General features: G+C 69.9%; 25 protein-coding genes and 1 riboswitch. Of the genes, 12 read left to right on the top strand and 13 right to left on the bottom strand.

Annotation, left to right across the window (positions count from 1 at the left end):
• Positions 1 to 3: 3 nt before the first annotated feature.
• Complete coding sequence (locus tag ACUN0C_RS13510; RefSeq protein ID WP_445466907.1) at positions 4 to 1,113, bottom strand: cobalamin-independent methionine synthase II family protein; 1,110 nt, start codon at positions 1,111 to 1,113, stop codon at positions 4 to 6.
• Between the two features lie 215 nt (positions 1,114 to 1,328).
• On the opposite strand from ACUN0C_RS13510, the gene ACUN0C_RS13505 reads away from it, so the two are divergent.
• Genes ACUN0C_RS13505 through ACUN0C_RS13485 form a run of 5 tightly spaced genes read left to right on the top strand, consistent with a single transcriptional unit; the run spans position 1,329 to position 5,886 of the window.
• A complete protein-coding gene (locus ACUN0C_RS13505) occupies positions 1,329 to 2,501 on the top strand; it encodes an ABC transporter substrate-binding protein (RefSeq protein ID WP_445466906.1) in 1,173 nt (390 codons plus the stop codon).
• A gap of 35 nt (positions 2,502 to 2,536) precedes the next feature.
• Complete coding sequence (locus ACUN0C_RS13500; protein ID WP_445466905.1) at positions 2,537 to 3,394, top strand: branched-chain amino acid ABC transporter permease; 858 nt, start codon at positions 2,537 to 2,539, stop codon at positions 3,392 to 3,394.
• Positions 3,391 to 4,419, top strand: coding sequence for a branched-chain amino acid ABC transporter permease (locus tag ACUN0C_RS13495; RefSeq protein WP_445466904.1), 1,029 nt, complete (start codon positions 3,391 to 3,393; stop codon positions 4,417 to 4,419). The genes ACUN0C_RS13500 and ACUN0C_RS13495 overlap by 4 nt, the downstream gene beginning before the upstream one ends.
• Positions 4,416 to 5,177, top strand: a complete 762-nt coding sequence (locus ACUN0C_RS13490) for an ABC transporter ATP-binding protein (RefSeq protein WP_445466903.1) — start codon at positions 4,416 to 4,418, stop codon at positions 5,175 to 5,177. The genes ACUN0C_RS13495 and ACUN0C_RS13490 overlap by 4 nt, the downstream gene beginning before the upstream one ends.
• Complete coding sequence (locus ACUN0C_RS13485; protein ID WP_445466902.1) at positions 5,161 to 5,886, top strand: ABC transporter ATP-binding protein; 726 nt, start codon at positions 5,161 to 5,163, stop codon at positions 5,884 to 5,886. Before ACUN0C_RS13490 ends, ACUN0C_RS13485 begins: the two co-directional genes overlap by 17 nt.
• A gap of 517 nt (positions 5,887 to 6,403) precedes the next feature.
• On the opposite strand, the gene ACUN0C_RS13480 is transcribed toward ACUN0C_RS13485, so the two are convergent.
• From ACUN0C_RS13480 to ACUN0C_RS13440, 9 genes are all read right to left on the bottom strand, one after another.
• Positions 6,404 to 7,129: a GntR family transcriptional regulator gene (locus ACUN0C_RS13480; protein ID WP_445466901.1), complete on the bottom strand. Its 726-nt coding sequence runs from the start codon at positions 7,127 to 7,129 to the stop codon at positions 6,404 to 6,406.
• Between the two features lie 59 nt (positions 7,130 to 7,188).
• Complete coding sequence (locus ACUN0C_RS13475) at positions 7,189 to 8,169, bottom strand: NAD(P)-dependent oxidoreductase (protein WP_445466900.1); 981 nt, start codon at positions 8,167 to 8,169, stop codon at positions 7,189 to 7,191.
• Positions 8,166 to 8,564, bottom strand: a complete 399-nt coding sequence (locus ACUN0C_RS13470; RefSeq protein ID WP_445466899.1) for a cupin domain-containing protein — start codon at positions 8,562 to 8,564, stop codon at positions 8,166 to 8,168. Before ACUN0C_RS13470 ends, ACUN0C_RS13475 begins: the two co-directional genes overlap by 4 nt.
• On the bottom strand, positions 8,564 to 9,367 hold the full coding sequence (locus ACUN0C_RS13465; RefSeq protein ID WP_445466898.1) for a creatininase family protein: 804 nt from the start codon (positions 9,365 to 9,367) through the stop codon (positions 8,564 to 8,566). The genes ACUN0C_RS13470 and ACUN0C_RS13465 overlap by 1 nt, the downstream gene beginning before the upstream one ends.
• On the bottom strand, positions 9,357 to 10,445 hold the full coding sequence (locus ACUN0C_RS13460; RefSeq protein WP_445466897.1) for a Gfo/Idh/MocA family protein: 1,089 nt from the start codon (positions 10,443 to 10,445) through the stop codon (positions 9,357 to 9,359). Before ACUN0C_RS13460 ends, ACUN0C_RS13465 begins: the two co-directional genes overlap by 11 nt.
• Before the next feature lie 293 nt (positions 10,446 to 10,738).
• Positions 10,739 to 11,566: a 3-keto-5-aminohexanoate cleavage protein gene (locus ACUN0C_RS13455; protein WP_445466896.1), complete on the bottom strand. Its 828-nt coding sequence runs from the start codon at positions 11,564 to 11,566 to the stop codon at positions 10,739 to 10,741.
• A gap of 48 nt (positions 11,567 to 11,614) precedes the next feature.
• Positions 11,615 to 12,169 (bottom strand): flavin reductase family protein, encoded by a 555-nt coding sequence (locus tag ACUN0C_RS13450; protein WP_445466895.1) that lies wholly within the window; start codon positions 12,167 to 12,169, stop codon positions 11,615 to 11,617.
• A gap of 45 nt (positions 12,170 to 12,214) precedes the next feature.
• Complete coding sequence (gene pcaD / locus ACUN0C_RS13445; protein WP_445466894.1) at positions 12,215 to 13,027, bottom strand: 3-oxoadipate enol-lactonase; 813 nt, start codon at positions 13,025 to 13,027, stop codon at positions 12,215 to 12,217.
• Positions 13,024 to 14,130 carry an LLM class flavin-dependent oxidoreductase gene (locus ACUN0C_RS13440; RefSeq protein ID WP_445466893.1) on the bottom strand — a complete coding sequence of 369 codons (1,107 nt, stop codon included), beginning with the start codon at positions 14,128 to 14,130 and terminating at the stop codon, positions 13,024 to 13,026. Before ACUN0C_RS13440 ends, pcaD begins: the two co-directional genes overlap by 4 nt.
• A gap of 101 nt (positions 14,131 to 14,231) precedes the next feature.
• On the opposite strand from ACUN0C_RS13440, the gene ACUN0C_RS13435 reads away from it, so the two are divergent.
• From ACUN0C_RS13435 to lon, 4 genes are all read left to right on the top strand, one after another.
• Positions 14,232 to 15,212, top strand: a complete 981-nt coding sequence (locus ACUN0C_RS13435; protein ID WP_445466892.1) for a LysR family transcriptional regulator — start codon at positions 14,232 to 14,234, stop codon at positions 15,210 to 15,212.
• Between the two features lie 104 nt (positions 15,213 to 15,316).
• Positions 15,317 to 16,312, top strand: a complete 996-nt coding sequence (locus ACUN0C_RS13430) for a Gfo/Idh/MocA family protein (RefSeq protein WP_445466891.1) — start codon at positions 15,317 to 15,319, stop codon at positions 16,310 to 16,312.
• 135 nt (positions 16,313 to 16,447) lie between these two features.
• The gene (locus ACUN0C_RS13425) at positions 16,448 to 16,852 is read left to right on the top strand and encodes an Hsp20/alpha crystallin family protein (protein ID WP_445466890.1); all 405 of its coding nucleotides are present in this window, start codon (positions 16,448 to 16,450) and stop codon (positions 16,850 to 16,852) included.
• Positions 16,853 to 16,865: 13 nt separating this feature from the next.
• On the top strand, positions 16,866 to 19,298 hold the full coding sequence (gene lon, locus ACUN0C_RS13420; RefSeq protein WP_445466889.1) for an endopeptidase La: 2,433 nt from the start codon (positions 16,866 to 16,868) through the stop codon (positions 19,296 to 19,298).
• A 21-nt stretch (positions 19,299 to 19,319) separates the two neighbouring features.
• Here lon and ACUN0C_RS13415 read toward each other — a convergent pair whose 3' ends face one another.
• Positions 19,320 to 19,772, bottom strand: coding sequence for a group III truncated hemoglobin (locus tag ACUN0C_RS13415; protein WP_445466888.1), 453 nt, complete (start codon positions 19,770 to 19,772; stop codon positions 19,320 to 19,322).
• Positions 19,773 to 19,861: 89 nt separating this feature from the next.
• Positions 19,862 to 20,407 (bottom strand): hypothetical protein, encoded by a 546-nt coding sequence (locus ACUN0C_RS13410; RefSeq protein WP_445466887.1) that lies wholly within the window; start codon positions 20,405 to 20,407, stop codon positions 19,862 to 19,864.
• A 171-nt stretch (positions 20,408 to 20,578) separates the two neighbouring features.
• Positions 20,579 to 20,676: riboswitch (TPP riboswitch) on the top strand.
• Here ACUN0C_RS13410 and thiM point away from each other — a divergent pair.
• Positions 20,667 to 21,455 (top strand): hydroxyethylthiazole kinase, encoded by a 789-nt coding sequence (gene thiM / locus ACUN0C_RS13405; protein ID WP_445466886.1) that lies wholly within the window; start codon positions 20,667 to 20,669, stop codon positions 21,453 to 21,455. (Overlaps the previous riboswitch by 10 nt.)
• Here thiM and ACUN0C_RS13400 read toward each other — a convergent pair.
• Positions 21,442 to 22,380, bottom strand: a complete 939-nt coding sequence (locus ACUN0C_RS13400; RefSeq protein WP_445466885.1) for a DUF72 domain-containing protein — start codon at positions 22,378 to 22,380, stop codon at positions 21,442 to 21,444. The genes thiM and ACUN0C_RS13400 overlap by 14 nt on opposite strands.
• Positions 22,381 to 22,543: 163 nt before the next feature.
• Here ACUN0C_RS13400 and ku point away from each other — a divergent pair, with 163 nt between their 5' ends.
• Entirely contained in the window at positions 22,544 to 23,524 is a 981-nt protein-coding gene (gene ku, locus ACUN0C_RS13395; RefSeq protein WP_445466884.1) for a non-homologous end joining protein Ku, read from the top strand.
• Between the two features lie 3 nt (positions 23,525 to 23,527).
• Complete coding sequence (ligD, locus tag ACUN0C_RS13390) at positions 23,528 to 26,050, top strand: DNA ligase D (RefSeq protein WP_445466883.1); 2,523 nt, start codon at positions 23,528 to 23,530, stop codon at positions 26,048 to 26,050.
• Positions 26,051 to 26,084: the final 34 nt, after the last annotated feature.

Raw genomic sequence — 26,084 nt, 5'->3', positions numbered from 1 at the left:
TTGTCAGTCGTCGCCCCAGACCTCGCGCGCGATCTCCACGATCAGGCCGAGCTTCTGCCACTGCTCCTGCTCGGCGAGGATGTTGCCTTCCTCCGTCGAGGCGAAGCCGCATTGCGGCGACAGGCAGAACTGCTCGAGCGGCGCGAACTTCGTCGCCTCCTCGATGCGCCGCCTGATGTCGTCCTTCTTCTCCAGCGTGCCGGATTTCGACGTCAGGAGGCCGAGCACCACGCGCTTGTCGCCCTTGGGCAGGAAGCGGAGCGGCTCGAAGCCGCCGGCGCGGTCGGTGTCGTATTCGAGGAAGTAGCCGTTGTAGCCGATCCCGGAGAGGAGCACCTCGGCGACCGGCTCGTAGCCGCCTTCCGAGATCCAGCTCGAGCGGAAATTGCCGCGGCAGACATGGGTCGTCACGATCATGTCGTCCGGCCGGTCGGCGATGGCGTGGTTGATCATGTCGGCATAGATCCGCGGCAGCGGGTCGGGATCCTCGCCGCGGTCGCGCACCGACTGGCGCTCCTTCTCGGAGCAGAGATAGGCCCACACCGTGTCGTCGAACTGGAGATAGCGGCAGCCGGCGTCGTAGAAGGCCCGCACCGCCTTCCGGTAGGCCTCCGCCGTGTCGGCGTAGAAGCTCTCCATGTCCGGATAGACGTCCCGGCTGATCGCCTCCCGGCCGCCGCGGAAGTGCAGCACGGACGGCGAGGGGATCGTCATCTTCGGGACGACGTTCGTCACGCTCTTCAGGAAGCGGAAGTGCTGCAGCATCGGGTGGTCGCCGAAGTCGACCTTGCCGGTCACGGCGATGCTTTCCGCCTTGGTGGCGACGCCGTGGAACTGGATCGCCTTCTCGCCCTGGACGAGCTCGACGCCGTCGAGCTGCGCGAGGAAGTCGAAGTGCCACCAGGCGCGGCGGTACTCGCCGTCCGTCACCGCCTTCAGGCCGACCTCTTCCTGCCGGCGCACGACCTCGCGGATGCAGCGGTCCTCGACGGCGCGGAGCTCCTCGGGCGTGATCCGGCCCTCCGCGCGTGCCGCGCGCGCCTGCTTCAGCTCGTCCGGCCGGAGCAGGCTGCCGACCTGATCGGCGCGAAAGGGTGGGGGTGGCTTCGCCATGACGCTTCCTCCTGTCCCGGTCCCGGTCCCGGTCCCGGTACCTGGCCGGTCGTTCCAACCGTTCGGGGTTGAATACCGCAGGAACCGGACGCCGCCAATCGCAGTCGAATGTGGCGCGGCGCCCACCCGCTTGCATTGCGGCCGAGGATGCAGAAAGGATCGTGGAGACTGAGCCTGCCTGGAAGCGCAGGCCGGATCGGAGGGAGGACAGGAAAATGGCCAGAGGAACCTTGAAGGCCGCGATCTTCGGCGCGGCGGCGCTTCTCGGCGGGACCGCGCTCGCCGCGGAAACCGTGACCGTGAGCCTGATCCTGCCGATGACGGGGCCGTTCGCGTCGACCGGGCGGCAGATCGAGGCGGCCGCGAAGCTCTACGTCCAGGAGAACGGCGCGGAGGTGAACGGCTGCACGGTCGAGCTCGTCACGAAGGACGACACCGGCACCGCCGACGTCACCAAGCGCATCGCCCAGGAGGCGGTGGTGCGCGAGGGCGCCGACGTCCTGGCGGGCTTCGGCTTGACGCCGCTCGCGCTCGCCGCCGCGCCGATCGCCACCCAGGCGAACAAGCCGATGGTCGTGATGGCCGCCGCGACCTCCATCATCACGGAGAAGTCGCCCTACATCGTGCGCACGAGCTTCACCCTGCCGCAGGCCGCCCACACGATGGGCGAGTGGGCGGCGAAGAACGGGATCAAGAAGGCGGTGACGCTGGTGTCGGACTACGCGCCGGGCGTCGATGCCGAGACCTACTTCGTGAAGGCCTTCGAGGCAGCCGGCGGCGAGGTGCCGGAGAAGCTGCGCGTGCCCCTGCAGAACCCGGACTTCGCGCCGTTCCTGCAGCGCGCCAAGGATGCGGCGCCGGATGCGCTCTTCGTGTTCGTGCCGTCCGGCGTCGGCTCGATCGTGATGAAGCAGTTCGCCGACCGCGGCCTCGCCGATGCCGGCGTGAAGCTGATCGGCACCGGCGATGTCACCGACGACGACATCCTCAACAACATGGGCGACGTGGCGCTCGGCGCGGTCACCGCCTTCTTCTATTCGGCGGCGCACGATTCGCCCGAGAACAAGGCGTTCGTCGAGGCCTTCAAGGCGGCCAACCCCGGCATGCGGCCGAACTTCTTCGGCGTGAGCGGCTATGACGGCATGCACGTCATCTACGAGGGCCTGAAGAAGACCGGGTGCGCGTTCGACGGCGAAACCTTCGTCGAGGCCGTCAAGGGCCTGAGCTGGACGAGCCCGCGCGGCGAGGTGACGATCGAGGCCGACACCCGCGACATCACCCAGACGATCTACATCCGCGAGGTGAAGCGGCTCGACGATGGCGAACTCTACAATGTCGAGTTCGACGAGGTCGCCAACGTGAAGGACCCGGCCAAGGCCGGCCAGTGAGCGTCCACCGGCTCTTCGGCTGAGGTCCGGCGCAGGTGCTGACGATCCTCTTCGACGGGGTGGCTTACGGCATGCTGCTGTTCATCCTCGCCGTCGGGCTGTCGGTCACGCTCGGCCTGATGAACTTCGTGAACCTCGCCCATGGCGCCTTCGCCATGGGCGGCGGCTACATCACGGTCATCCTGATGAACCGGATGGGCGTGCCTTTCCTGTGGTGCCTGCCGGTCGCCTTCGCCGCCATGGCGGCCGCCGGGCTGGTGCTCGAACGCACGCTCTACGTCAGGCTCTACGACAAGAACCACCTCGACCAGGTGCTGTTCTCGATCGGCCTCGTCTTCATGTCGATGGCGGCCGTGGACTATTTCATGGGGGCGCAGCAGCAGCTGATCAGCCTGCCGCCCTATCTGCGCGGGCAGGTCTCCATCCTCGGCGGGTCGATCGGGATCTACCGGCTCTTCATCATCGCCATCTGCGGCGTGCTCGTCGTCGCGTTGCAGCTCGCGCTGATGCGAACCCGCTTCGGCAGCCGGCTGCGCGCCGCCGTCGATCAGCCGCTCGTCGCCAGGGGCCTCGGGATCAACGTCAACGCCATCTTCGCGGCGACCTTCGCGCTCGGCTCGGGTCTCGCGGGCCTCGGCGGCGCGCTCGGCGTCGACCTTCTCGGCCTCGACCCGACCTTTCCGCTGAAGTTCATGATCTACTTCCTGGTCGTGGTGACCGTCGGCGGCACGACCTCGCTCACCGGCCCGTTCCTCGCCTCGCTCATCCTCGGGATCGGAGACGTGGCCGGCAAGTACTTCGTGCCCGGCCTCGGGGCCTTCATGATCTACACGATGATGGTGGTCATCCTGATCGTCCGGCCGCAGGGCCTGTTCGCGCGGGGCGCGCGATGAGCCGCGCCGAGGCGGAGGCGGGACGCGTGCCGCCGGCGGCGGATTCGCCTGCAGTCCGGCTCCTCAGGGGCCGGGCGCGCTGGTCGGTGTGGGAGATCGCCTTCTGGGCCCTGGCGATCGCGGCGTTCTTCGCGTTTCCGCTGAGGTTGCCGCTGATGACGGAGATCGTCATCCTCGGCCTCTTCGCCCTCTCGCTCGACCTGCTGCTCGGCTATGCGGGGATCGTGTCGCTCGGCCACGCCGCCTTCTTCGGCGTCGGCGCCTACACCGCCGGGATCCTGGCGCAGCGCGGCTGGACCGAGCCGTTGAGCGGCCTGCTGGCCGCCGGCCTCGTCTCCGGCCTCGTCGGCTTCGCGTCGAGCTTCCTGGTGCTGCGGGGGTCGGACCTGACGCGGCTGATGGTGACGCTCGGCGTCTCCCTCATGCTGTTCGAGGCCGCCAACAAGGCCGCCTGGCTCACCGGCGGCGCGGACGGCCTGAGCGGCGTGACGATCGACCCGATCCTCGGGCTCTTCGCGTTCGATATCTTCGGGCGCACCGGGTACTGGTACGCGCTCGCCGTCCTCTTCCTCTCGTTCCTGGTGATCCGGCAGGTCGTGCATGCGCCCTTCGGCCTGGCGCTGCGCGGCATCCAGGGCAACAGCCTGCGCATGAGCGCGATCGGCGCGCCGGTCTACCGCCACCTTGTCGTGGTCTACACGATGGCGGCGGCGTTCGCGGGCATCGCCGGGGGTCTCCTCACGCAGACGACGCAGTTCGCCTCCCTCGACGTGCTCGCCTTCCACCGCTCCGCCGAAGGGCTGCTCGTCCTCGTGATCGGCGGAAGCGGCGCGCTCTACGGCGGGCTGATCGGCTCGGTCGCCTTCAAGCTGATGCAGGAATGGCTGTCGGGCCTGACGCCGCAATACTGGCACTTCTGGCTCGGAGCCGCTCTGGTGCTGCTCGTCCTCTTCGCGCGCGGCGGCATTCTCGGCCTCGTCCGCCGGTTCGCGCGGCGCGGCTCCCGCGGCGGGCCGGCGGCGTGACCCCGATCCTCGCCACGGAGCGGCTGTCGCGCTCGTTCGGGGGATTGCGGGCGGTGAACGACGTCACCTTCTCGCTCATGCCCGGCGCGCGGCAGGCGCTCATCGGGCCGAACGGGGCCGGCAAGACGACCTTCGTCAATCTCCTGACCGGCGTTGTTCCGCCGTCGTCCGGGTCGATCCGCCTCGCCGGCCGCGACGTGACCAGGCTGCCGCGCTACCGGCGGGTCCGGCTCGGCATGGCGCGCACGTTCCAGGTCAACCAGCTCTTTCCGGACCTGACGCCCCTCGAGACGATCCTGATCGCGGTGCTCGAACGCGACGGCCTCGCAAACAGGGTCTGGCCGTCGGCCTGGCGGAACCGCGCCGCCGTGGAGGAGGCCGCCGCGCTCCTCGATCGGCTCCGGCTCGCCGACGTGATGGACGTGCCGACGGCGGAGATCGCCTATGGCAGGCGCCGGCAGCTCGAGATCGCGCTCGCGCTCGCCTGCCGTCCGAAGCTCCTCCTGCTCGACGAGCCCGCCGCCGGCGTGCCGGAGGGCGAGCGGCAGGAGATCATGGCGACCATCGCCGCGCTGCCGCGCGAGGTCTCCGTGCTCCTGATCGAGCACGACATGGACCTCGTCTTCCGCTTCGCCGAGCGGATCGCCGTCCTCGTCGGCGGCGCTCTCCTGGCCGACGACGTTCCGGAGCGGGTCGCGGCCGATCCCCGCGTGCGCGAGGCCTATCTCGGAGAAAGCCTCGATGGCCGCGCTGCTTGAGCTCGAGGCCGTCTCGGCCGGCTACGGCGAGGCCGTGGTGCTGAAGGACCTCTCGCTCGCGCTCCCGCCGCAGCGCACGCTCGCCGTGCTCGGCCGCAACGGCGTCGGCAAGACCACGCTCATCAACACGGTCATGGGCCTGACGCGGCTGCGCGGCGGCGCCATCCGGTTCGACGGGCGCGACATCACCCGGCTCGCCCCGGAGCGTCGCGCCGTCCTCGGGCTCGGCTGGGTGCCGCAGGAACGGAACGTCTTCCGCCCGCTGACGGTGGAGGAGAACCTGACGGCCGTCGCGCTGCCGGGCGAATGGTCGCCCGAGCGGGTCTACGCGATGTTCCCGCGCCTCAAGGAGCGCCGCCGCAATCTCGGCAGCCAGCTCTCCGGCGGCGAGCAGCAGATGCTCGCCGTCGCGCGCGCCTTGGTGCTGAACCCCCGGCTTCTCCTCCTCGACGAGCCCTTCGAGGGGCTTGCGCCGATCATCGTCGAGGAACTGTCCGCCGCGCTGAAGTCGATCGTGCGCGACGAGGCGATGAGCGCGATCATCGTCGAGCAGAATGCGCGCAAGGTCCTCGCCATGACGGACGAGGCGGTGATCCTCGACCGCGGCCTCGTCGTGCATCGGGGCCCGAGCGCGGATCTCGCCCGCGACGAGGACCTTATCAACGCGCATCTCGGGGTGGCGGAGGCCGCCGCGCGGGCGTCGGCCTGAGGCGGCGCCTCGATCCGGGCACGCCGCCGCTGCCGCTCTCCGTCCAACCTCCCCCTCGCGGGGAGGTCGAAATCCCGAAGCCGGAGGCGCACGGGATTTCGGGAGGGGGGCTGGGCCGTGCCGCAGCGCCGGCGCCGATGTTGCACGAGGTAGGTGCCCGGGGCTGCTCGCGTGATTGCTCCGAGGCTCCCCCGGCGCCGAACGAACGGAAGCGCCGCGCCCCCTCCCGAAAGCGGCTGGCGCCGCTTTCGACCTCCCCGCGAGGGGGAGGTTGAAGGCCGTGCCGGTTCGCCGGTGTCGGGGCGGCGTGTGCAGCAATCGAGGATTGAGGGGGCAGTGCACCTGTGGCCTGGTACTGCTCGGAAACCTCCCCCTTGCGGGGAGGTCGAAATCCCGAAGCCGGAGGCGCACGGGATTTCGGGAGGGGGGCTGGGCCGTGCCGCAGCGCCGGCGCCGATGTTGCACGAGGTAGGCGCCCGGGGCTGCTCGCGTGATTGCTCCGAGGCTCCCCCGGCGCTCAGGCGTGCGCGGGCTCGTCCTCGCCGGATTCCGCCAGGATGCGCATCGCCTCGGCGGCCGCCTTCATGACCTCCGAGCGCGAGATGGATTCCGCCCCGTCGGCGTCGCCCCGGGCGATGGCCGACACGATGGCACGCAGGTTGGAGAGGCTTTCCTTCGAGCGCTCGGGCGAACGCTGCGGATGGGCTAGGCCGAGGGCGCGCCAGCGCCAGATCCGCGCGTGCAGCGAATCGATCATGCCGCGCAGCGTCTCGCTCCGCGCGCCGCGGAAGAGGACCTCGTAGAAGCGGTTCTTGGTCTCCAGGATCGAATTCGGGTCGCCCTGGTCGTAGGCCTGGATCGTCGCCTCGAGCGCGTCCTCGAGCTGGCGGCGCGCGCCCTCGTCGGCGTTCTCGACGAAGAGCCGGGCGGCGAGGCCCTCCAGCACTGCGCGGATCGAATAGAGGTCCTTCGCCTCGTCGAGCGTGAGCTTCCGGACGACCGCGCCCTTGTTCGGCACGACGTCGATCAGCCCCTCCGATTCGAGCTGCCGGAGCGCCTCGCGGATGACCGTGCGCGACACCGCCATCCGGTCGATCAGCTCGCGCTCCACGAGCCGGGCGCCCGGAGCGAGCCGGCCGCTCACGATCGAGAAGCGGAGCGCGTCCACGACCTGCCGCCGCAGCGGCGCGGCGGCTTTCTGGATCGGCTCCAATGTTCCGGCGCTGCCGCCGGGCGCGTCCATGCTCATATCTTGGTCAAACCGCATCGATTCACCCAAGCTGCCATGATGCGCCGGCTTTGTCAGTATACCCGATGAAGCGGCGGCTCGTTTCTCACCGCTACCCGCTCCACGTTCTCCCAGGCGGTGCGGAAGAGATAGGCGGCGGACTGCCGCGTCACCCCCGCAATGTGCGGCGTGAAAAGGACTTTTCGCGCGGCGTCGCCGTCGAGCGCGAAGAGCGGGTTGTCCGCGCCGGGCGGCTCGGTCGCGTAGACGTCGACCGCCGCCCCGCCGAGCGGGCCTGTCCGGAGCGCGTCGGCGAGCGCCGATTCGTCCACGATGCCGCCGCGCGAAGCCTGGATCAGCAGCGCGCCCGGCTTCATCGAGGCGAGCTCCGCCGCGCCGATCAGGTTCTCGGTCGACGGCAGCAGCGGGAGGTGCAGCGTGACGACGTCCGCACGCGCCAGCAGGTCGGCGAGGCTCATGGCCTCCGCGCCGAGGCGCCCGGCCGCCTCCGGTCTCGCCGGTGCGGGATCGTAATAGCAGAGCCGGCAGCCCATGCGTGCGAAAGCCTCGCCGACTGCGGCGCCGATCGCGCCGAGCCCGACGATGCCGACCAGCAGGCCGTCCAGCCCGCCGACATTGTCGGCGAGCATCCGCTGCCGGAACGCGGCGTAATTGCCGGCGCGGATCTCCGCGTCCGCCCAGCCGAAGCGGCGGGCGAGCATCGCGGCGGTCGTCACGACATATTCCGCGAGCGCCGCGTTGCTGCCGCCCGGCACGTTCGCCACCGGGATGCCGAGCCGTTCGAGCGCGGGGCGGTCGAGGCGATCGAGCCCGGCCCCGGTCACCTGGACGAGGCCGAGACCCGCGCCCTCGAAGAGGTCGGGCGGCAGCTTCGGCCCGACGGCGGGAATGACCAGCGCGCGGGCGGAACGGATGAGGTCGGGAACGTCCGCGTCCTGCGGGCCGCGATACGAAACGTTCAGCGAGGCAGGCGCCGGCGAGCCGACGCGCGTGAAGTCCGCCTCCGGACGGAGGCACAGCACTTCGGCTGTCATGAACGCGCTTTCTCTATCGTGCTGATGGGCAGCTCCTCCGTGCCGGGGCGAATGTCGGCGACGGGGAAGAAGCAGAGGAGGGTGAGGGGGGTGGACCCGGTGTTGCGGGTCATGTGGCTCTCTTCCGGCGGGATGAGGATCATGTCGCCGGCACGGAGCGGGTATTCCCCGGATTCGGCGAACGTGGTGCCTTCGCCGGAGAGGACGAAGATGCATTCCTCGAAGCCGTGATGCACGTGCGGACCGCGGTCGCTGGCGCCGGGTTCCGGCGGCAGGATCTCCACGATCCGCATCGTGACGCTTTGCGCGCCGAAATCCGCCGAAGCGAATTCCAGGGCGGTGCGGCCCGGCAGCCCGAGCCGCTTGGCCTCCGCCCTGGTGACGACGCGCGCCATCAGACGACCTTGCGCAGCCGGCTGACTTCGGCCGTCCCACCCTGGACGGCGTTGAGCTGACGCAGGATCTCGGCCGCCTCGGTGGCGATCGATTCCGTGATGGTGCTGAGCACCCGCTCCGCCTTCTCGGCGGTCGCGTGCTGCGGGCTGCCGTACCACCCCGTCGGAGCGATCGTCCGAATGTCCGTCAGCACCGGCTGGTAGGAGCGGGTCCGCCGGAGCTTGTCCCACTTGGTGCCGTGCGAATGGTCGGACGAGTAGTCGATCCGGTCGAGATGGACGAGGTCAGGCCGCGCCGCCATCACTGCGAGGGCCTCGATCTCACCGCCGTGGGTGAGCCCGTTGCACTCGTGCCCGAACAGATCCGCCGCCACGTAGCAGGCCTGGATGGTCACGACCGTCATGCCGTGCTCGCGGTGGAGAGCCTCCGCGGCGATGGCGAGCGAGGGGATGTTCCCCTCGTGCCAGTTCATGATCAGCAGCTGCTTGGCGCCGTGATGGGCCGTCGATGCGCAGGTCTCGATCGCCACCCGCATGTAGGTGTCGGGCGTGAGCGTGATCGTGCCTTCGAACGGCATGTGCATCGGCGTGACGCCGAGCGGGACGGAGGGCAGGACGAGACCGTCCAGCCGCTCGGCGACCGCGTGGCTGATCACGTTCGCGGCGAGCGAGTCCGTCCCCGTCGGGAGATGCGGGCCATGCTGCTCCACGCTCCCCGCCGGATAGATCACCAGCGGGTTCGTCTGGAACTGCTTGGCGATCTCCGGCTGGGTGAGATCGCAGAAATAGCGACTAGGCAACATTTCGGCTCTTTTCCGCGACGCGGTTGCGGGCATCCCGGTACACTTCGTCGAGATTGACCAGCTGGCCGTTCTTCTCGATCGAGCTCAGGGCGGCGTAGAGGCAGGCGACCGCGACATTGCCGTTCTCGGCGTCGAGCTCGCTGCGCTCCCCGGTGCGGCAGCTGTTGGCGAACATCTCGAGTTCGGCCTGGAACATGTCGCTGACCGGCTCCGCGAGAACCTCGCGCTTGCCGTAGCCGTCCTTGCCGCGCTGGATGTAGAAGGCGGAGCTCTCGTGGATCTTCTCCGGGGTGTCCCACACGCCGAAATCGATCTCGTAGTGCATCAGGCCCTTTGAGCCGAAGACGCGCACCGAGAAGATGCCGGGCGAGGTCCAGCAGGAGCCGACATAGCCGAGCTTGCCGTCCTTGAACTTCAGGACCGTCATCGACTGGTCGTCGACCTCGGCGCCGACCGGCGACAGCTTGGACGCCGTCGAGCTCGCCTGGGCGATCTCGCCGCCGAGGTAGTAGCACAGGTCGAACATGTGGATGGCGAGCTGCGACAGCGGGCCGCCCGGGGCGCGGTGGCGGTACCAGCGCCAGGTCTGCGGCGTCAGCTCCAGCGCGCGCTCGTTGGAGAAGTTCGCCTCGATGAAGGCGACGCGGCCGAGCTCGCCGGAATCGATGCGGCGGCGCATTTCGCGGATGCCGGCCATCAGGCGGGCGCTGTGGCCGACGGTGACGGTGACGCCGTAGCGCTCGGCGAGCGCGGCGATCTGCAGGCCGTCCTCGAGCGTCGCCGCGATCGGCTTCTCGGTGTAGACGTGCTTGCCGGCGCGGGCGACTTCCTCGGCGACCGGCAGGTGCTGCTCGTTCGGCACCGTCAGGATGCAGCCCTTGATCTCCGGGTTCGCGAGCATCGACTGCAGGTCGGAGACGGCCGGAATGCCGGTTTCCTTCTCGAACGCAGCCCGCTTCTCTTCAGACCGGCTGTAGGCGCCGACGATCTGGATCGTATTCGACTTCTGCGCGGCGCGCGTCAGGACCCGGGCCCAACGGCCCAAACCGACGATACCGACCTTCACGGGTTCCGCCATGCCAAACCTCCCTCTCAACAACAATCTCGGAGTGATTGTCATACGGTATTATTGAATGCGGTGTTCGTCAATAGGATTGCCCAACGAATCCGGAAAGGGAAGCGGCATGCTCGCAGGCCGGTCCGGGGGCTCTCGACGCCACGGGTTCGGCCGTCCGGCCGGAGCCGCTTGGGGTGCGCCGCCAACCGGGCGAACCGGCTGCTCGAGCCTGCCGATGTAGCGACGGCCGATGCGGCCAGGGAAGGACAGTTGAAAGGTGGCCGAGCGCGCCTTCGCAGCGGCGGCCCCCGCCGTCAACCCACCCCGAGAACAGCGCGGGCGTCGGCGCCGCGGGCGAGCGTCCGGCCGGCTGCGCGGGCGGCGTCGGCGATCCGGCCGACCTGTGCGGCGTTGTCGCTCGCAGGCGAGCCGTCCGGCTGCCACAGCGAGTTCTCGAACCCGACGCGAAGGTGGCCGCCCGCCTTCATGGTCGCGAGGAGCGCGCCCGCCTCGTCGCGCCCGAACGCGCACACTGACCAGGTCAGCGCGCTTTCCTGGTCCTGCTCGCGCAGCGCGGCCAGGAACGGCTCGAGGTCGGCCGGGCTGCTCTCCTGGTTCTCGGCGTAACGCCCGAGCACGAAGAGGACGTTCGGTCTCGCGACCCGCGGTATGGCGCCGCGCCGGGAGAGGTCGGCGTAGCGGATGAAGTCGGACGGGTCGTACATGATGTGCTGGACCGCGATGCCTTCGTCCGCGAGCCAGGCAAGGAAGCGCCCCGGCGCCTCCTCGCCGTCGGCGAAGATCTCGCGCACGGCGATCGAGACCGCTTCCGGCCGGAGGCGGCGAACCGCGTCCATCTGCTCTTGAGGGGAGAACCGTCCGACGGCCTCCGTGGTCGCCTGGAGCACGAGCGCGTCGCCGACCCGCTCCCGGATCGCGGCAAAGGCCTCCGCATAGCGGCCGGGGTCGAGGCTGTGCTTGCCCTCCTCGTCGCGGATGTGGACGTGAATCGCCCCGGCTCCGGCGGCGAGGCAGGCGGCCGCCGTCTCGGCGAGCTCCTGCGGCGCAATCGGGAGCGCGGGATGATCGGCCTTGGTGCGCCGCGCGCCGTTCGGCGCGACCATGATGAGCAGCGGATCCATGTCGGTCTCTTCTGGGCGGTGAGGGACGGCGGGCGCGGCGCGGAAGCGTCAGCCGTCCTGCTCTATCATCTCGGCGAGCCGCCGGAACCCGCCCTGGTGGAAGACGAGCGGCGCGCGGTCGAAGCTCTCCAGCGAGACGACCTCACCGACATAGATCTCGTGGTCGCCGCCCGGATGGCGCGCGAAGGTGCGGCAGACGAGGTGCGCCGCCGCATCCCGCAGCAGCGGCGTGCCGGAGCGGTCGCGGTCGAAGGCGAGGCCGGCGAACTTGTCCGGCGCCGGCCGTGCGAAGCGCAGGCAGAGATCCTGCTGTCGCTCCGAGAGGATGTTCACGGCGAAATATTCGTGGGAGCGGAAGGCGGCGAGGCTCGGCGCCTTCAGGCTGAGGCTCCAGAGGATGAGGGGTGGGTCGAGCGAGACGGAATTGAAGGAATTGACCGTCACGCCCACGGCCGTGCCGTCGTCGCGCTGGGTGGTGACGACGACCACTCCGGTCGCGAAACAGCCGAGCACCTCCCGGAGCCGTCTGGGGTCGATCCCGGCCGTCTCGATGCGATGGGCCGCGTCGGCCATCTTCTCTCCAGTCTCGCGCGGCGCTGTCATTCCGGCGTCGCCCGCGGCGGGCGTTCCGATCGAAACGCCATTCCGTTATTCCGGCGGAACGCCCAGGAACGCCGCGACCGCACGGTTGAAGGCTTCCGGGTTGTCGACGTTCGACAGGTGCGCCGCGTCCGGGATCTCCACATAGCGCCCGCCCGGTGTGCGCTCCGCCATCTCGCCCATTACGGCGGGGGCGGCCGACGCATCCCTCGCACCGCCGACATAGAGCGTCGGAACGCGCATCCGGCCGAGCTCTTCCAGATAGGCCAGGCGCTTCAGCGCCGCGGCACAGCGCTTGTATCCGGCCGGAGAGGTGGCGAGGAACATCGACCGCATCCCGGCCATCAGCTCCGCGTCGTTCAGCGAGCTCGGAACGAACCAGCGGTCGAAGGTCGAATCGACGATCGCGGCCATGCCGCCGCGCTCTACCGTCGCAATACGGTCGTCCCACATCTGGGCCACTGCGCCCGGCGAATCGGCGCGCGCGTCGCAACAGACCAGGTTCGCGACGCGGTCGGGGTGGTCGAGGGCGAGCCCGAGCCCGGTCATGCCGCCGAGCGACAGGCCGATATAGCTCGTCCGCGCGATGCCGAAATGGTCGAGGAGCGCCACGACGTCACCGACGAGGTCGTCGAACGCGTAGGGGCCCTCCGGCGCATCCGATGCGCCGTGGCCGCGCGTGTCGTAGGCGAGGATCCGGAAATGCCGCGCCAGCCAGGGCAGTTGCGGCTGCCACATGCGCGCCGAGGCGCCGAGCGAATTCGACAGCGTCAGCCAGGGCGCGTCGGCCGGGCCAAGGACGTAGGCGGCGAGCGCGAAGCCGTCGCGGCGCACCATCTCGGCGTCGGGCAGCACCCTCACTGCGCCGCCTCCGCCGCCGAGCCGAGCGCACCGTTCACGCGCGGCAGGACCTGTTCCGCGAGCAGCACCATCGAGCGGCGCGAGAGGTCGCGGTCGGCCCAGTCCTTGCCGGCATAGAGAAGCGTGCCGAAGTCGCCGATCGCCTCGCGGAAGGCGAGGATCTCGTCGGCCACCTTGTCGGGCGTGCCCCAGATCACCAGCCGGTCCATCACGTAGTCGAGCGTGACGGCTTCGTCCGGCATCGCCTGGTCCTCTTTGAAGAGGCCGGCGCGGCCGCCCTTCTTCATTTTCGCGAGGAGCTGGTTGTAATAGAAGCGGTAGGGGCTCTGCGGGCCGAGCGCGTAGTCGCGCGCCTTGTCGAGATCGTCGGCGACGAAGACGCTCTTGGCGACGCGCCAGTCCTCCGGATCGGCCTTGCGCCCGACGCGCTCGCAGCCCTCGACATATTTCGGCCAGTGCGACGCCGCCCATTTCGGCAGCAGGAAGTTCGCCGTGATCGCGTACCAGCCGCGCGCCGCGGCCTCTGTCACGCCCTTCGAGAACGGCGCCACGACGGTGACCACGATCGGCGGGTGCGGCGCCTGCAGCGGCCTCGGCACGATGCCCTGGCCGATCTCCGGCATCATCGTGCGCTCGGTCGAGATCCGCCAGAACTTGCCCTCGAGATTGTAGGGCGGCTCGCGCTTCCACAGCTCCAGCACCATGTCGATGCCTTCGACCAGCATGGCGTTGCGGTCGGCGTCGAGATTGCCGAAGGCCTCGGCGTCGGACAGCAGCCCCCCGGGGCTGATGCCGAAATTCAGCCGGCCGTCCAGCATGTGGTCGAGCATGGCGATCTGCGCGGCGACGGCCGCCGGATGCGCGTTCGGCATGTTGATCGTGCCGGTGCCGAGCCGCATCTGCCGGATCGAGGGGCCGATCCACGCCAGGAACATCGCGCAGGAGGTGATGTTCTCGGCCATGTCGGTGACGTGCTCGCCGCAATAGGCCTCCGCGAAGCCCAGCTCGTCGGCGAGCACGAAGGCCTCGCGGTCCTCCGCCAGGCTGACGCGCCAATCCTTCTCCACCGGATGGATCGGCATCGTGAAGAAGCCAAGCTTCATGAGGTCCCCTTTCGAACGGCGCGCCGGGGAAATTAGCGTATCGGCATCAAACGAAAAATGATATGTTGTGATCCCTTCGATCAAGTTATCTGATTGCCCTCATGGTCTCCCTCCGCCAGCTCCGCTGCTTCGTCGCCGTGTACGAGGAGCGCTCCTTCACCGCCGCGTCCGTGCGCGAGGGCGCGACGCAGTCCGGGATGTCCCAACACGTCCGGCAGCTGGAGGAGGAGCTCGGCGTGCCGCTCTTCGAGCGGATCGGCCGCGAGATCGTGCCGACGCCGACCGGGCACCGCTATTATCACGAATGCGTTTCGGTGCTCCGCCACCTCGACCGCGCGACGCGCGAGGCCTCGGCGAGTGGGCTCGATTGCCCGGGCCAGGTGCGGATCGGCCTGATGCCGAGCTTCACGCGGGCCGCGCTCGCCCCCGTTCTCGCCCGCTTCACGGAGCTCGCCTGCCGCACCGACGTCTTCGTCACGGAGGCCTATTCGGGCGTCCTGACCGACATGGTGCGCGCCGACGCGCTCGACTTCGCGGTCGTCCCCGCCTTCCGCGGCGCCACCGGGCTGACGATCTCGCGCCTCATGCGCGACCGCGAGATGCTGATCGCCTCGGCCGCCGGCCCGATCGGGGACCACCTGAAGCCGGTGCGGCCGGCCGAGCTCGGCCCCCTGAACATGGTCGTCCCCGGCCAGGGCAACACCCGGCGCACGACGATCGAATCCTATCTCCTCACCAACGAGGCGAACGTCGCCAAGCGCATCGAGCTCGACGCGATGATCGGCACGCTCGAATTCGTCGCCGCCTCGGACTGGGTCACCATCCTGCCGTCCGTGATCCTCGCTCCCGACCGGCTCGGCGAGCGCTACACGATCCGGCCGCTCGCCGACCCGGACCTCCATTCGGACTTCGTTATCATCGAGCCGGCGCGGCGCGTGATGTCCGAGCCGGCCCAGCTCTTCGCGGACCTGCTCAGGAAGGAGACCGCACGGATCGCGGATCTCTGGCGCGAGGCCCTCGGCGATGCCGATCTCCGCGTCGAAGCCGGGGCGCGCGCGCCGGCGCTCGCCTTCGAGGCCTGACCGGAGCCGTCGATCACGCCGGCTGATGCCGCCGATCGGGCCTTCTAATTTCCACTCCCGGGCCGGCTCTCCTAACGTCCCTCGCGAACCGGAGGGAGTGGGCGATGATCAGGTGCGCGGTGGCCGGGTTCGGCTGGTGGGGACAGCACATTTCGAGTCGGCTCGGCAGCTCCGCGGCGCTGCGGCTGGCATACGTCATCGAGCCGTCGGAATCCCGCAGGCATGAGGCGCAGGCGAAAGGCCTGCCGGCCGTCGCGGATTTCGCCCGAGCCCTGGCCGATCCCGCTGTCGATGCGGTCATCCTGACCACGCCGAACACGCTCCACGAGGAGCAGGTCCGGGCCGCCGCCGCGGCCGGCAAGCACGTCTTCTGCGAGAAGCCGCTCGGCCTTTCCGGTGCGAGCGCGGCGCGCTCGGTGGCCGCCTGCCGGAAGGCCGGCGTCGTGCTCGGCATCGGCCACGAGCGGCGCTTCGAGCCGGCCATGCAGGAGATCGCCCGGCTCGTCCGGGACGGGTCGCTCGGCATCGTCATGCATGCCGAATCGGCCTTCAGCCACGACAAGCTGGTCGGCGTGCCGGAGGGCGACTGGCGGCGCATGTCGCATTCGGCGCCGGCCGCCGGCATGACCGGAATGGGCATCCACCTGACGGACCTCTACATCTGGATGTTTGGCCGGGTCGCGACCGTCTCGGCGCTGACCGCCGACCGCGTGCTCGGCTGGGAGACGGGCGACGTCGTCACCGTGCAGCTCGGCTTCGAGGCCGGCATGACGGCGACGCTGAGCGCCGTCCTGAAGACGCCGCACTACATGCGCTACCAGGTGCTCGGATCGGACGCCTGGGTCGAGGCCCGCAACGAGACGCACCCGGACACGCCCGGCGGCCGGACGCATTTCGTCTTGCAGCGGAGCGGTGCGGAGGCGGAAACGAAGGCGTTCGACTGGACCGATACCGTGCTCGCCAACCTGGAGGCGTTCGCGGCTGCCGCGGAAGGGCGCGGCCCCTATCCCTACTCGGATGCCGAGAAGGTCCACAATATCGAGGTGCTCGAGGCGGTGGCGAAGTCCGCACGCGACCTCTGCACGGTTCGGCTCGGCTGACCTGCGCGGCTTCCCCGGGCGGCGGCCAGCGCGCCGCCGCGGCGCAGGCCGTTTCGGAACGGTGGGGTGACGCGGCCGTTGAGCCCGTGGAGGCGCGCACCTATTTATCCGGCGTATCATTGTGGAAGGGCAGCGATGGCGGCACGTGATCCCGACACCTGGATGTGGTCGGAAGCCTGCGATCTTCTGGCGCGGGCGGAGCGCCTGCAGCGGCAGTTCTTTCAGCTCCAGCATTCGTCCCGGCGCCAGCCGGCCTGGGAGCCGCCCGCGGACGTGATCGAGACGGAGCGGGAGGTGCTGGTGTTCCTCGCCTTGCCGGGCGTCGATCCGGACGGGGTCGAGGCGGCGATCGACGGGGCGGCGCTCGTCGTCGCCGGCAATCGCATCCTGCCGCCCGAGCTCCGCACCGCCGTGATCCACCGCCTCGAGCTGCCGCAGGGCCGGTTCGAGCGCCGCCTTCCTTTGCCGCCGGGCCGCTACGCCGGCGTCCGCCGAACGTCCGTGAACGGCTGCCTCGTCGTCAGCCTGCTGAAAGCGTGAGCTGGAGTTCCGCATGATCCGGAATGAGAGACTGTTCGCCGCTGCGGATGCCCCCGGGGCCGAGCCCGGCGGCGCGCTGCCGCCGCTGCCGCCGCTGCCGAAGGACGCGATCGTCATCGTTCCGGTGCGCAACATGGTGCTGTTCCCGGGCGTCGTGTTCCCGATCGCCATCGGCCGGCCGGTTTCGATCGCCGCAGCGCAGGAGGCGGTGCGGACGCAGGCACAGATCGGCGTCGTCCTGCAGCGCGACCCGCAGGTGGACGAGCCGGGCGCCGACGACCTGCACAAGGTGGGTACGGTGGCCAACGTCGTGCGCTACGTCACCACGCCGGATGGCGGCCACCACCTCGTCTGCCAGGGCGAGGAGCGCTTCCGCGTGGTCGAGTTCGTGCCGGGCTGGCCGTTCCTCGTCGCCCGGATCATACGCCTTCCGGAACCCGACGCGGTGTCGCCCGCCATCGAGGCGCGATTCCTCAGCCTCCAGTCCCAGGCGCTCGAGGCGATCGAGCTCCTGCCGCAGGCGCCTCCCGAAATGGCGCAGGCGGTGCGCGCCATCGCCGCGCCCGGCGCGCTCGCCGACGTCACGGCCGCCTACATGGACGCCAGGCCCGACGAGAAGCAGGAGATCCTGGAGACCGTCGACCTCGAGGCGCGGATGGAGAAGGTCGCGCGGCTCCTGACGCACCGGATCGAGGTGCTCCGCCTGTCGCGCGAGATCGGCCAGCAGACCAAGGCCGCTCTCGACGAGCGGCAGCGCGAGGTGCTGCTCCGCGAGCAGATGGCGGCGATCCAGCGCCAGCTCGGGGAGGGCGAGGGCAAGGCCGAGGAGATCGCCGAGCTGAGCGAGGCGATCGCGAAGGCAGGCATGCCGCAGGAGGTGGAGGAGCAGGCCCGCAAGGAGCTTCGACGCCTGGAGCGCATGCCCGAGGCCGCCGGCGAGTACGGCATGATCCGCACCTATCTCGACTGGCTGATCGAGCTGCCCTGGACGATTCCCGACGAGCCGCCGATCGAGATCGCCGAGGCGCGGCGCATCCTCGACGAGGACCATTTCGGTCTCGACACGATCAAGCGCCGCATCGTCGAGTACCTTGCCGTGCGCAAGCTCGCCCCCCAGGGCAAGGCGCCGATCCTCTGCTTCGTCGGGCCGCCCGGCGTCGGCAAGACCTCGCTCGGCCAGTCGATCGCGAGGGCCATGGGCCGGAAGTTCGTCCGCGTCAGCCTCGGCGGCGTTCACGACGAGGCCGAGATCCGCGGCCATCGCCGCACCTATATCGGCGCCTTGCCCGGCAACATCATCCAGGCCATCCGCAAGGCCGGGGCGCGGAACTGCGTGATGATGCTCGACGAGATCGACAAGCTCGGCGCCGGCATTCACGGCGATCCTTCGGCGGCGATGCTGGAGGTGCTCGACCCGGAGCAGAACGCCACCTTCCGCGACAATTACCTCGCCGTGCCGTTCGACCTCAGCCGCGTCGTCTTCATCGCGACGGCGAACATGCTCGACACCATTCCGGGGCCGCTGCGCGACCGAATGGAGGTGATCAGCCTCGCCGGCTACACCGACGACGAGAAGATGCAGATCGCCCGGCGCTACCTCGTCCCCCGGCAGCTCGAGGCGAACGGGCTCGCGGCCGCGCAGGCGGAGATCGACGAGGAGGCGCTGAGGGCGATCGTCCAGCACTATACGCGCGAGGCCGGGGTCCGGAATCTCGAGCGCGAGATCGGCAAGGCGCTCCGCCATGCCGCCGTCCGCATCGCGGAGGGGAGCGCTGCCGCCGTCCGCATCGGCGCGGACGACCTGGCGGCCGTGCTCGGGCCGCTCCGCTTCGAAAACGAGGTGGCGATGCGGACGAGCGTTCCCGGCGTCGCCACCGGCCTCGCCTGGACGCCGGTCGGCGGCGACATCCTGTTCATCGAGGCGACGCGGATACCCGGCAGCGGGCGGCTGATCCTCACCGGCCAGCTCGGCGAGGTGATGCGGGAGAGCGCCCAGGCCGCGCTCAGCCTGGTGAAGAGCCGCGCCGAATCGTTCGGGGTCGACCCGAAGCTCTTCGCCGACAGCGACATCCACATCCACGTGCCGGCCGGGGCGACGCCCAAGGACGGGCCGAGCGCGGGCGTCGCCATGTTCACGGCGCTGGCCTCGCTCCTCTCCGGGCGCACGGTGCGGAGCGACACGGCGATGACCGGGGAGATCAGCCTGCGCGGCCTCGTGCTTCCCGTCGGCGGCATCAAGGAGAAGGTGGTCGCGGCGGCACGCGCGGGGCTGACACGGGTCATGCTGCCCGCCCGCAACCGGCGCGACTACGAGGAGATACCTGAACAGGCCCGGGCGAAGCTGGAATTCGTCTGGCTGGAGCGCGTCGACGACGCCGTGGCCGCGGCGCTCAGCGACGGAACGGGCGAGGCCGCATCCTCCGGCGGCGCGAAGAAGGTCGCCTGACGGTTCGAGCGGCGCGCCGCCCTACCGGCCTCCGCCGGCGACCGGACGGGCCGGCGCGATGTCGGCCGGATCGAAGAACATTGCGAGCTGCAGGCTCTGCGCGATCCGCACCGCCTTCTCCATGAAGCTGTCCGCGACGGCCGGCGGGCAGAGCTCGTCCACGGTGCGCTTGAAGAGGCCGAGCCAGAGCGCGAAATCGCGCGGCGTGACGCCCTCGAGCCTGGCATGGGCGGGCACCGGGCGGCCCTTGTAGCGGCCGGTCTGCATCATGACGGAGGACCAGAAGGCGCACATCTTCGGCAGGTGATCGTCCCAGCGGTCGCCGATCCCGGCGGCGAAGATGGGGCCGAGCCGTTCGTCCGCCCGCACCCGGCCGTAGAAGGTGTGGACCACGCGCGCGATCAGGTCCTCGTCGAGGGCCTCGTGTCTCGGCTCGGGCGAAGTCGGCGCGGGGGCAATCGGGATCGTGGTCATGGCGATCGAAAGATGCAGGGGCTATGCTTCTTTCTACGATGATCCCGCAGCGTACGGCAATGCGACCGTTGGACCGGCTGGCCTGCCGTTCATTCCGAATCGAGGAGTGCGGCCATTCCGTCGTGATCGCCGGTCATCACCGCCGGATCGTCGAGGATCGCGTTCTCCAGCGGGACCGGATCGCCGCCGCGATAGAAGTCCGTGGCGGCGAGCCTGGCCGCGAAATCGTCCCTTGCCCGCACGAAGGAGGCGAAGCGGTGGGCGGGCCAGGCGATCGGATCGACGTTCTCGCGGCTGAAGGCGGCGGTGAAGACGAACGCCCCGCCGGCCGGGAACGGACCGAAGATGCGGCCGTGATTGTTGTCGACGATGAAGGGCTCGTTGGAGAAGGCATGGTCCCGCTCCGTCGGGATCTGGCCGTGATAGGCGTCCCCGATCCAGGCGCGGTAGCCTGCCGAGTGACCCTCGCGAAGCGGATAGCCGGCGAGAGCCGCGGCGCCGATCAGGCGCGTCTTGGCGTCGTCCGCCGATTTCGCCGCGCGGTCGACGATGACGACGTTGATGGGTTCCCGCAGCGCCTTCCCGTCGTAGATCTCCCCCAGCCAGTGGGCGGGCGTGCCCTGCGGATCGATCATCCACTTCCCGATCGCAGGCAGTCCGGGCGGGTTCGCGACGTCTGCTGGCGGGCTTCCCGAGGGCTGAGCCTCTGCGCTCGCGGCGAGAAACGCGGCGCCTGCGACCATTGCGCAGGCCGACCAACCCCGACACACGTAGAGGTTGACATGGTATCCGCTGCAGATAGCCTTCTCCCCGGCGCGGGGTGCTCGCCGGCGGGCGGGCTGAGATGACACCCGTGAACTTGATCTGGGCCATACCAGCGTAAGGACTGCCGCGATGATCGACGCCATCTGGGATTCCGTTCGTCAGGTGCGGTCGCAGCGACCGCTGGTCCTGAATATCACCAACTTCGTGGTCATGAACAACACGGCCAACGCCCTGCTGGCGCTCGGCGCTTCGCCGATCATGGCGCATGCCTGCGAGGAGATCGAGGATCTCGTCGCCGCCACGGGAGCGGTCGTCGTCAATATCGGCACGCTGTCGCCGCCCTGGACCGCCGCGATGCGGCTCGCCGCCCGAAAGGCGACCGCCGCCGGCAAGCCCTGGGTCCTCGATCCGGCCGGCGTGGGGGCGACGGCCTACCGCGACACCACTGCCGCGGGGCTGAGCGCGCTCAACCCTGACGTGATTCGCGGCAATGCGTCGGAAGTGCAGGTCCTCGCCGGCCTCGCCGGCGTGACGAAGGGCGTGGACGCCACGCTGGAAGCGGAGGAGAGCCTCCCCGCCGCCGCCCTGCTCACCGAAGCGACGCATGCGGTCGTCGCGGTGACGGGGCGGAGCGACTACGTGATCTTCGGACACGAGCGCCGAGCGGTCCACAACGGCCACGCCATGATGGCGCGCGTGACGGGGCTCGGCTGCACCGCGACCGCGCTCGTCGGCGCCTTCCTGGCTGCAGTCCGCGACCCGTTCGCGGCGACGTTGCACGCGCTCGCCGTGCTCGGCGTGGCCGGCGAGATGGCAGCCGAGAAGGCGGCGGGGCCCGGCTCGCTGCAGATGCTTCTCCTCGACGCGCTCTATGCGATCGACCGGCCGACGCTCGCCGCTCGCGTCAGGATCGACTGAGGCTCCGGCCGGGTCCTGTTTCCACCCGCAGCACCGCACGCGGCGCGACCCCGACCCGCTCCATCAGGCCCTTGGCGTCGAACGGGGCCCGCACCTTCGCGTCGTTGTCGAAATAGACGTAGACGTCCCGGCTGGGCAGGCCGGTTGGCGGCGAAGCGCTGGCGCGTTCGTTGGTCGGGACTTCGCCGCCCTCCGCCCAGGCGATCGCCCGCTCCGCCCAGAGGTCGAGCGCCGGCCCGTCATAGCCGCTCGCATAGAGGACCTCGGAGCCGTGCAGCCGGCAGTAGACGAAGTCGGCCGTGACATCCATGAGCCGCGGCCAGGTCACCGCGTCGGAGACGACGAGCGCGACGCCCTGCACCCTGAGGAGGGCTATGAAGTCCTCGCTCGCGAAGTCGGCATGGCGGATCTCCAGCGCATGCCGGAGCGGCCGGGTCGGCGCCGGCTCCAGCCACGTCCGGCCCGCGACGCGATGATCGTGATGCTGCCGCGCGAAGGCCTCCGCCTCGCTCGTGTCGCGCGGCAGGAGGCGCAGGAAGCTCTCGATCCGCTCCCGGTCGTAGCCGAAGTTCGGCGACAGCTGCCAGAGCAGCGGCCCGAGCTTGTGCCCGAGACTGAGGACGCCGGAGGCGAGGAAATTCGCAAGCGGGGCTTCGGCTTCGAGCAGCCGCTTCACATGCGTGATGAAGCGGGGCCCCTTGAGCGAGAAGACGAAATCGTCCGGCGTCTCCGCCGCCCAGCGCGCGAAGCAGTCGGGTTTCTGGAGGCCGTAGAAGGTGCCGTTGATCTCGATCGAGTTGAAGGTGCGGGCGGCGAAGGCGAGCTCCTGCTTCTGCGGCAGGCCGGGCGGGTAGAACACGCCGCGCCAGGGCCGGTAGGTCCAGCCGGAAATGCCGATCCGGATGTCGCCGCGGCGCCCCTGCATGCGAGCCTCGCCCTGTCCGCGGCGCGAGCGCCGCCATGCCCGAAATGCGCGACCGGGGCTGCGGTTCGCGCATCGCCGCGCACGGCGGAACTATAGCCGGCATCGGAACGGCTGCGGCGGGCGCGCGTTAGCATCATCGTTCAGCCTTGCACGTGAGTAACCGATGCCCGCCGCCCGGCCGATCTGGAAAGGCCACATCCGCCTCTCGCTCGTCTCCATTCCCGTCGAGCTCTACACCGCCACGAAATCGACCGCGAAGATCGCGTTCCGCCAGATCCACGAGCCGAGCGGCAAGCCGGTGAAATACGAGAAGGTGGTGCCGGGGATCGGTCCCGTCGACACCGGCGAGATCCTCAAGGGCTTCGAATACGAGAAGGGGCAGTACGTCCTCCTCACCGAAGACGACATCGACGACGTCAGGCTGGAGACGCGCAAGACGCTGGAGCTGACGCAGTTCGTCGGCGCCTGCGAGATCGAGCCGCTCTATTTCGACAAGCCCTATTTCGTCGTGCCGCAGGACGAGCTGGCGGAGGACGCCTTCCGCGTCGTCCGCGACGCCTTGCGGGAATCCGAGAAGGTCGGGATCGGCCAGCTGGCGCTGCGCGGCAAGGAGTACCTCGCCGCGCTCAAGCCGTGCGGCACCGGGCTCCTGCTCGAGACGCTCCACTACGAGGAGGAGATCCGGAAGTCCGACAGCTTCTTCTCCGGCATCAGCGGCGAACGGGCGGACGAGGATCTCCTCGCGGTCGCCCGGCAGCTGATCGACAGGAAGACGGCGCCTTTCGACGCCGCGGCCTTCAAGGACAACTACACCAAGGCGCTGCGCGCCCTCATCGACGAGCGCCTGAAGAGCAAGGGCGGCAAGCGGGCGGCGGTGCCGGATGCCGAGCCGGTCCGGACCGGCGGCAACGTCATCGACCTGATGGCCGCGCTGAAGCAGAGCCTCGAAGGGGCTGGCGCCTCCGGCGGGAAGGGCGGCGCTGCGGCCCCGGCCGCCAAGGCGGGCAGCCGTCCCAAGGGCACGGCCAAGAGCGCGCCGGCCAAGGGCGCGGCCTCGAAGTCCTCGGACGAGCCGAAGAAGACCCCCGCGCGCAGCCGGTCTGCCGCGGCCGGCGCGACCGAGAAGGCGCGCAAGTCGGCCTGACGCATGGCGCGCGCGAAGACGTCCGAGGCGCTGATCGAGTACAACCGCAAGCGCGACTTCGCGCGCACCGCCGAGCCGAAGGGCGAGGTGAAGGCCGGCGAGGGCTTCAGCTTCGTCGTGCAGAAGCACGCCGCGACCCGGCTCCATTACGACTTCCGGCTCGAGCTCGACGGCGTCCTCAAGAGCTGGGCCGTCACCAAAGGCCCGAGCCTCGACCCGTCGGAGAAGCGGCTGGCGGTCCGCACCGAGGACCACCCGCTCGAATATGGCGGCTTCGAAGGCACCATCCCGAAGGGCGAGTATGGCGGCGGCACGGTCATGCTGTGGGACCGCGGCACCTGGGAGCCGCTCCACGATCCCCGGGAAGGCCTCGCCGAGGGCAAGCTCCACTTCAACCTTCACGGAGAGCGGCTGAAGGGCGGCTGGGCGCTCATCCGCCTCAGGCCGCGCGCGGGCGAGAAGCGCGAGAACTGGCTCCTCATCAAGGAGCGCGACGAGACCGCCGATGAGGCCGATCCGCTCCTCTCCGAGCACGTCACCAGCGTCACGACGGGGCGCAGCATGGACGAGATCGCCACCGGCGATTCCGCCGTCTGGCACTCCGACAGGAATGAGCAGCCCGAGGCGAAGGCGCCTCCCGTCCGGCGCGCGCGCAAGCGCAAGCCGGTCGGGCTGCCGCCGTTCCGCCCGCCCGAGCTCGCGACGCTCGTATCCGAGCCGCCGGACGGGGGTGACTGGCTGCACGAGCTGAAATACGACGGCTACCGCGCGCTCGTCGCGGCCGACGGTGCCGAGGTGCGCTGCTACACCCGCAACGGGCTCGACTGGACCGACCGCTTCCGCCCGGTGGCGCGCGCCTTCGCGACGCTCGGCCTGAGCGGCGCCCTCGTCGACGGCGAGATCGTCGCATTCGCGCCGGACGGGCGTACCGATTTCTCCACGCTGCAGGCGGCGCTGAAGGAAAGCGGGCCGATCGCCTTCTTCGCCTTCGATCTCCTCGTCGAGGCCGGGGAGGATCTCTGCGCCAAACCGCTCGTGGAGCGAAAGCAGCGCCTGCGGACGCTGCTCGAGGGCATCCCGAAGGAGGCGCCGATCCATTACAGCGAGCATGTGCGCGGGGAAGGGCAGGCGGTGCTCGGCCAGCTCTGCGCCGCCGGCCACGAGGGCATCGTCTCGAAGAAGGCGGATGCACCCTATCGCGGCCAGCGCACGCGCTCCTGGCTGAAGACCAAGTGTACTCGGCGGCAGGAATTCGTGATCGGCGGCTGGATGCCGTCCGACAAGCGGCAGGCATTCCGCTCGCTCATCGTGGGCACGTGGCAGGACGGCAGGCTCGTCTATGCCGGCCGCGTCGGCACCGGCTTCAACGCGGACGACCTGGAGGCGCTCGGCAAGAAGCTCGCCGACCGCGCCGAACCTCGGTCGCCCTTCGCCGAGGTGCCGCGCGAGATCAGACGGAGCGCGCGCTGGGTGCGGCCCGAGCTCGTCGCCGAGATCGCCTATACCGAGTTCACCAGCGACGGCATCCTGCGCCATCCCTCGTTCCAGGGGCTCAGGGAGGACAAGCCGCCGCGCGAGGTCGTGATCGAGACGCCTGCGCAAGCGCCTGGGAAGTCGAGCGACGAGGGCGAGGACTCGACGCGCGCCGGCATCCGGGTGACGAGCCCGCACAAGGTGCTCTTTCCGAACCAGGGCCTGACCAAGGCCGACCTCCTCGACTATTACGAGGCCGTGTCCGCCGAGATGCTGCGTTTCGTCGGCGGCCGGCCGCTCAGCCTCGTCCGCTGCCCGCAGGGGCGCAGCCGCAAGTGCTTCTTCCAAAAGCACGACACCGGCGGCTTCCCCGACGCGATGCGCCACGTCATGATCACCGAGAATTCGGGCGAGACGGAGCAGTATTTCTACGTCGACGACCTCGCGGGCCTCGTCGCCGGCGTGCAGATGGGCGTGCTGGAGTTCCACGTCTGGGGCTCGCGGATCGACCAGCTCGAGAAGCCCGAGCGGCTCGTCTTCGACCTCGACCCGGACGAGGGACTCGATTTCCAGGACGTCCGCCGCGCGTCGTTCGACCTGCGCGACCGCCTCACGAAGATCGGCTTGACGAGCTACCCGATGCTCTCCGGCGGCAAGGGCGTCCACGTCGTGGTCCCGCTCGTCCGCCGCGCCGGCTGGACCGAGACGAAGGCCTTCTGCAAGGGCGTGGCGCAGGCGATGGCCGACGAGGAGCCGGACCGCTTCGTCGCCAACATGTCGAAGGCGAGGCGCAAGGGCCGGATCTTCGTCGATTACCTTCGCAACGAGCGCGGCTCGACCGCGATCGGGCCCTATTCCACGCGCGCCCGGGAAGGCGCCCCGGTCGCGGCTCCCGTCACCTGGGAGGAGCTGGAGACGATCGAGCGCGGCTCTGCGTTCGACGTCAGGACGCTGCCCGCCCGGCTCCTCGAGCGCGGCGACCCCTGGCCGGGTTACTTCGGGCAGAAGCAGTCGCTGACGAAGGCCGTCCTGAAGGCGGTCGGCGCCGGCTGACGCCGCCTTGCGCGGCCCCCGGGTTTCGGCCAGA

The organism is Faunimonas sp. B44 (assembly GCF_052655945.1).
This window is presented reverse-complemented; position numbering and strand designations above follow the sequence as displayed.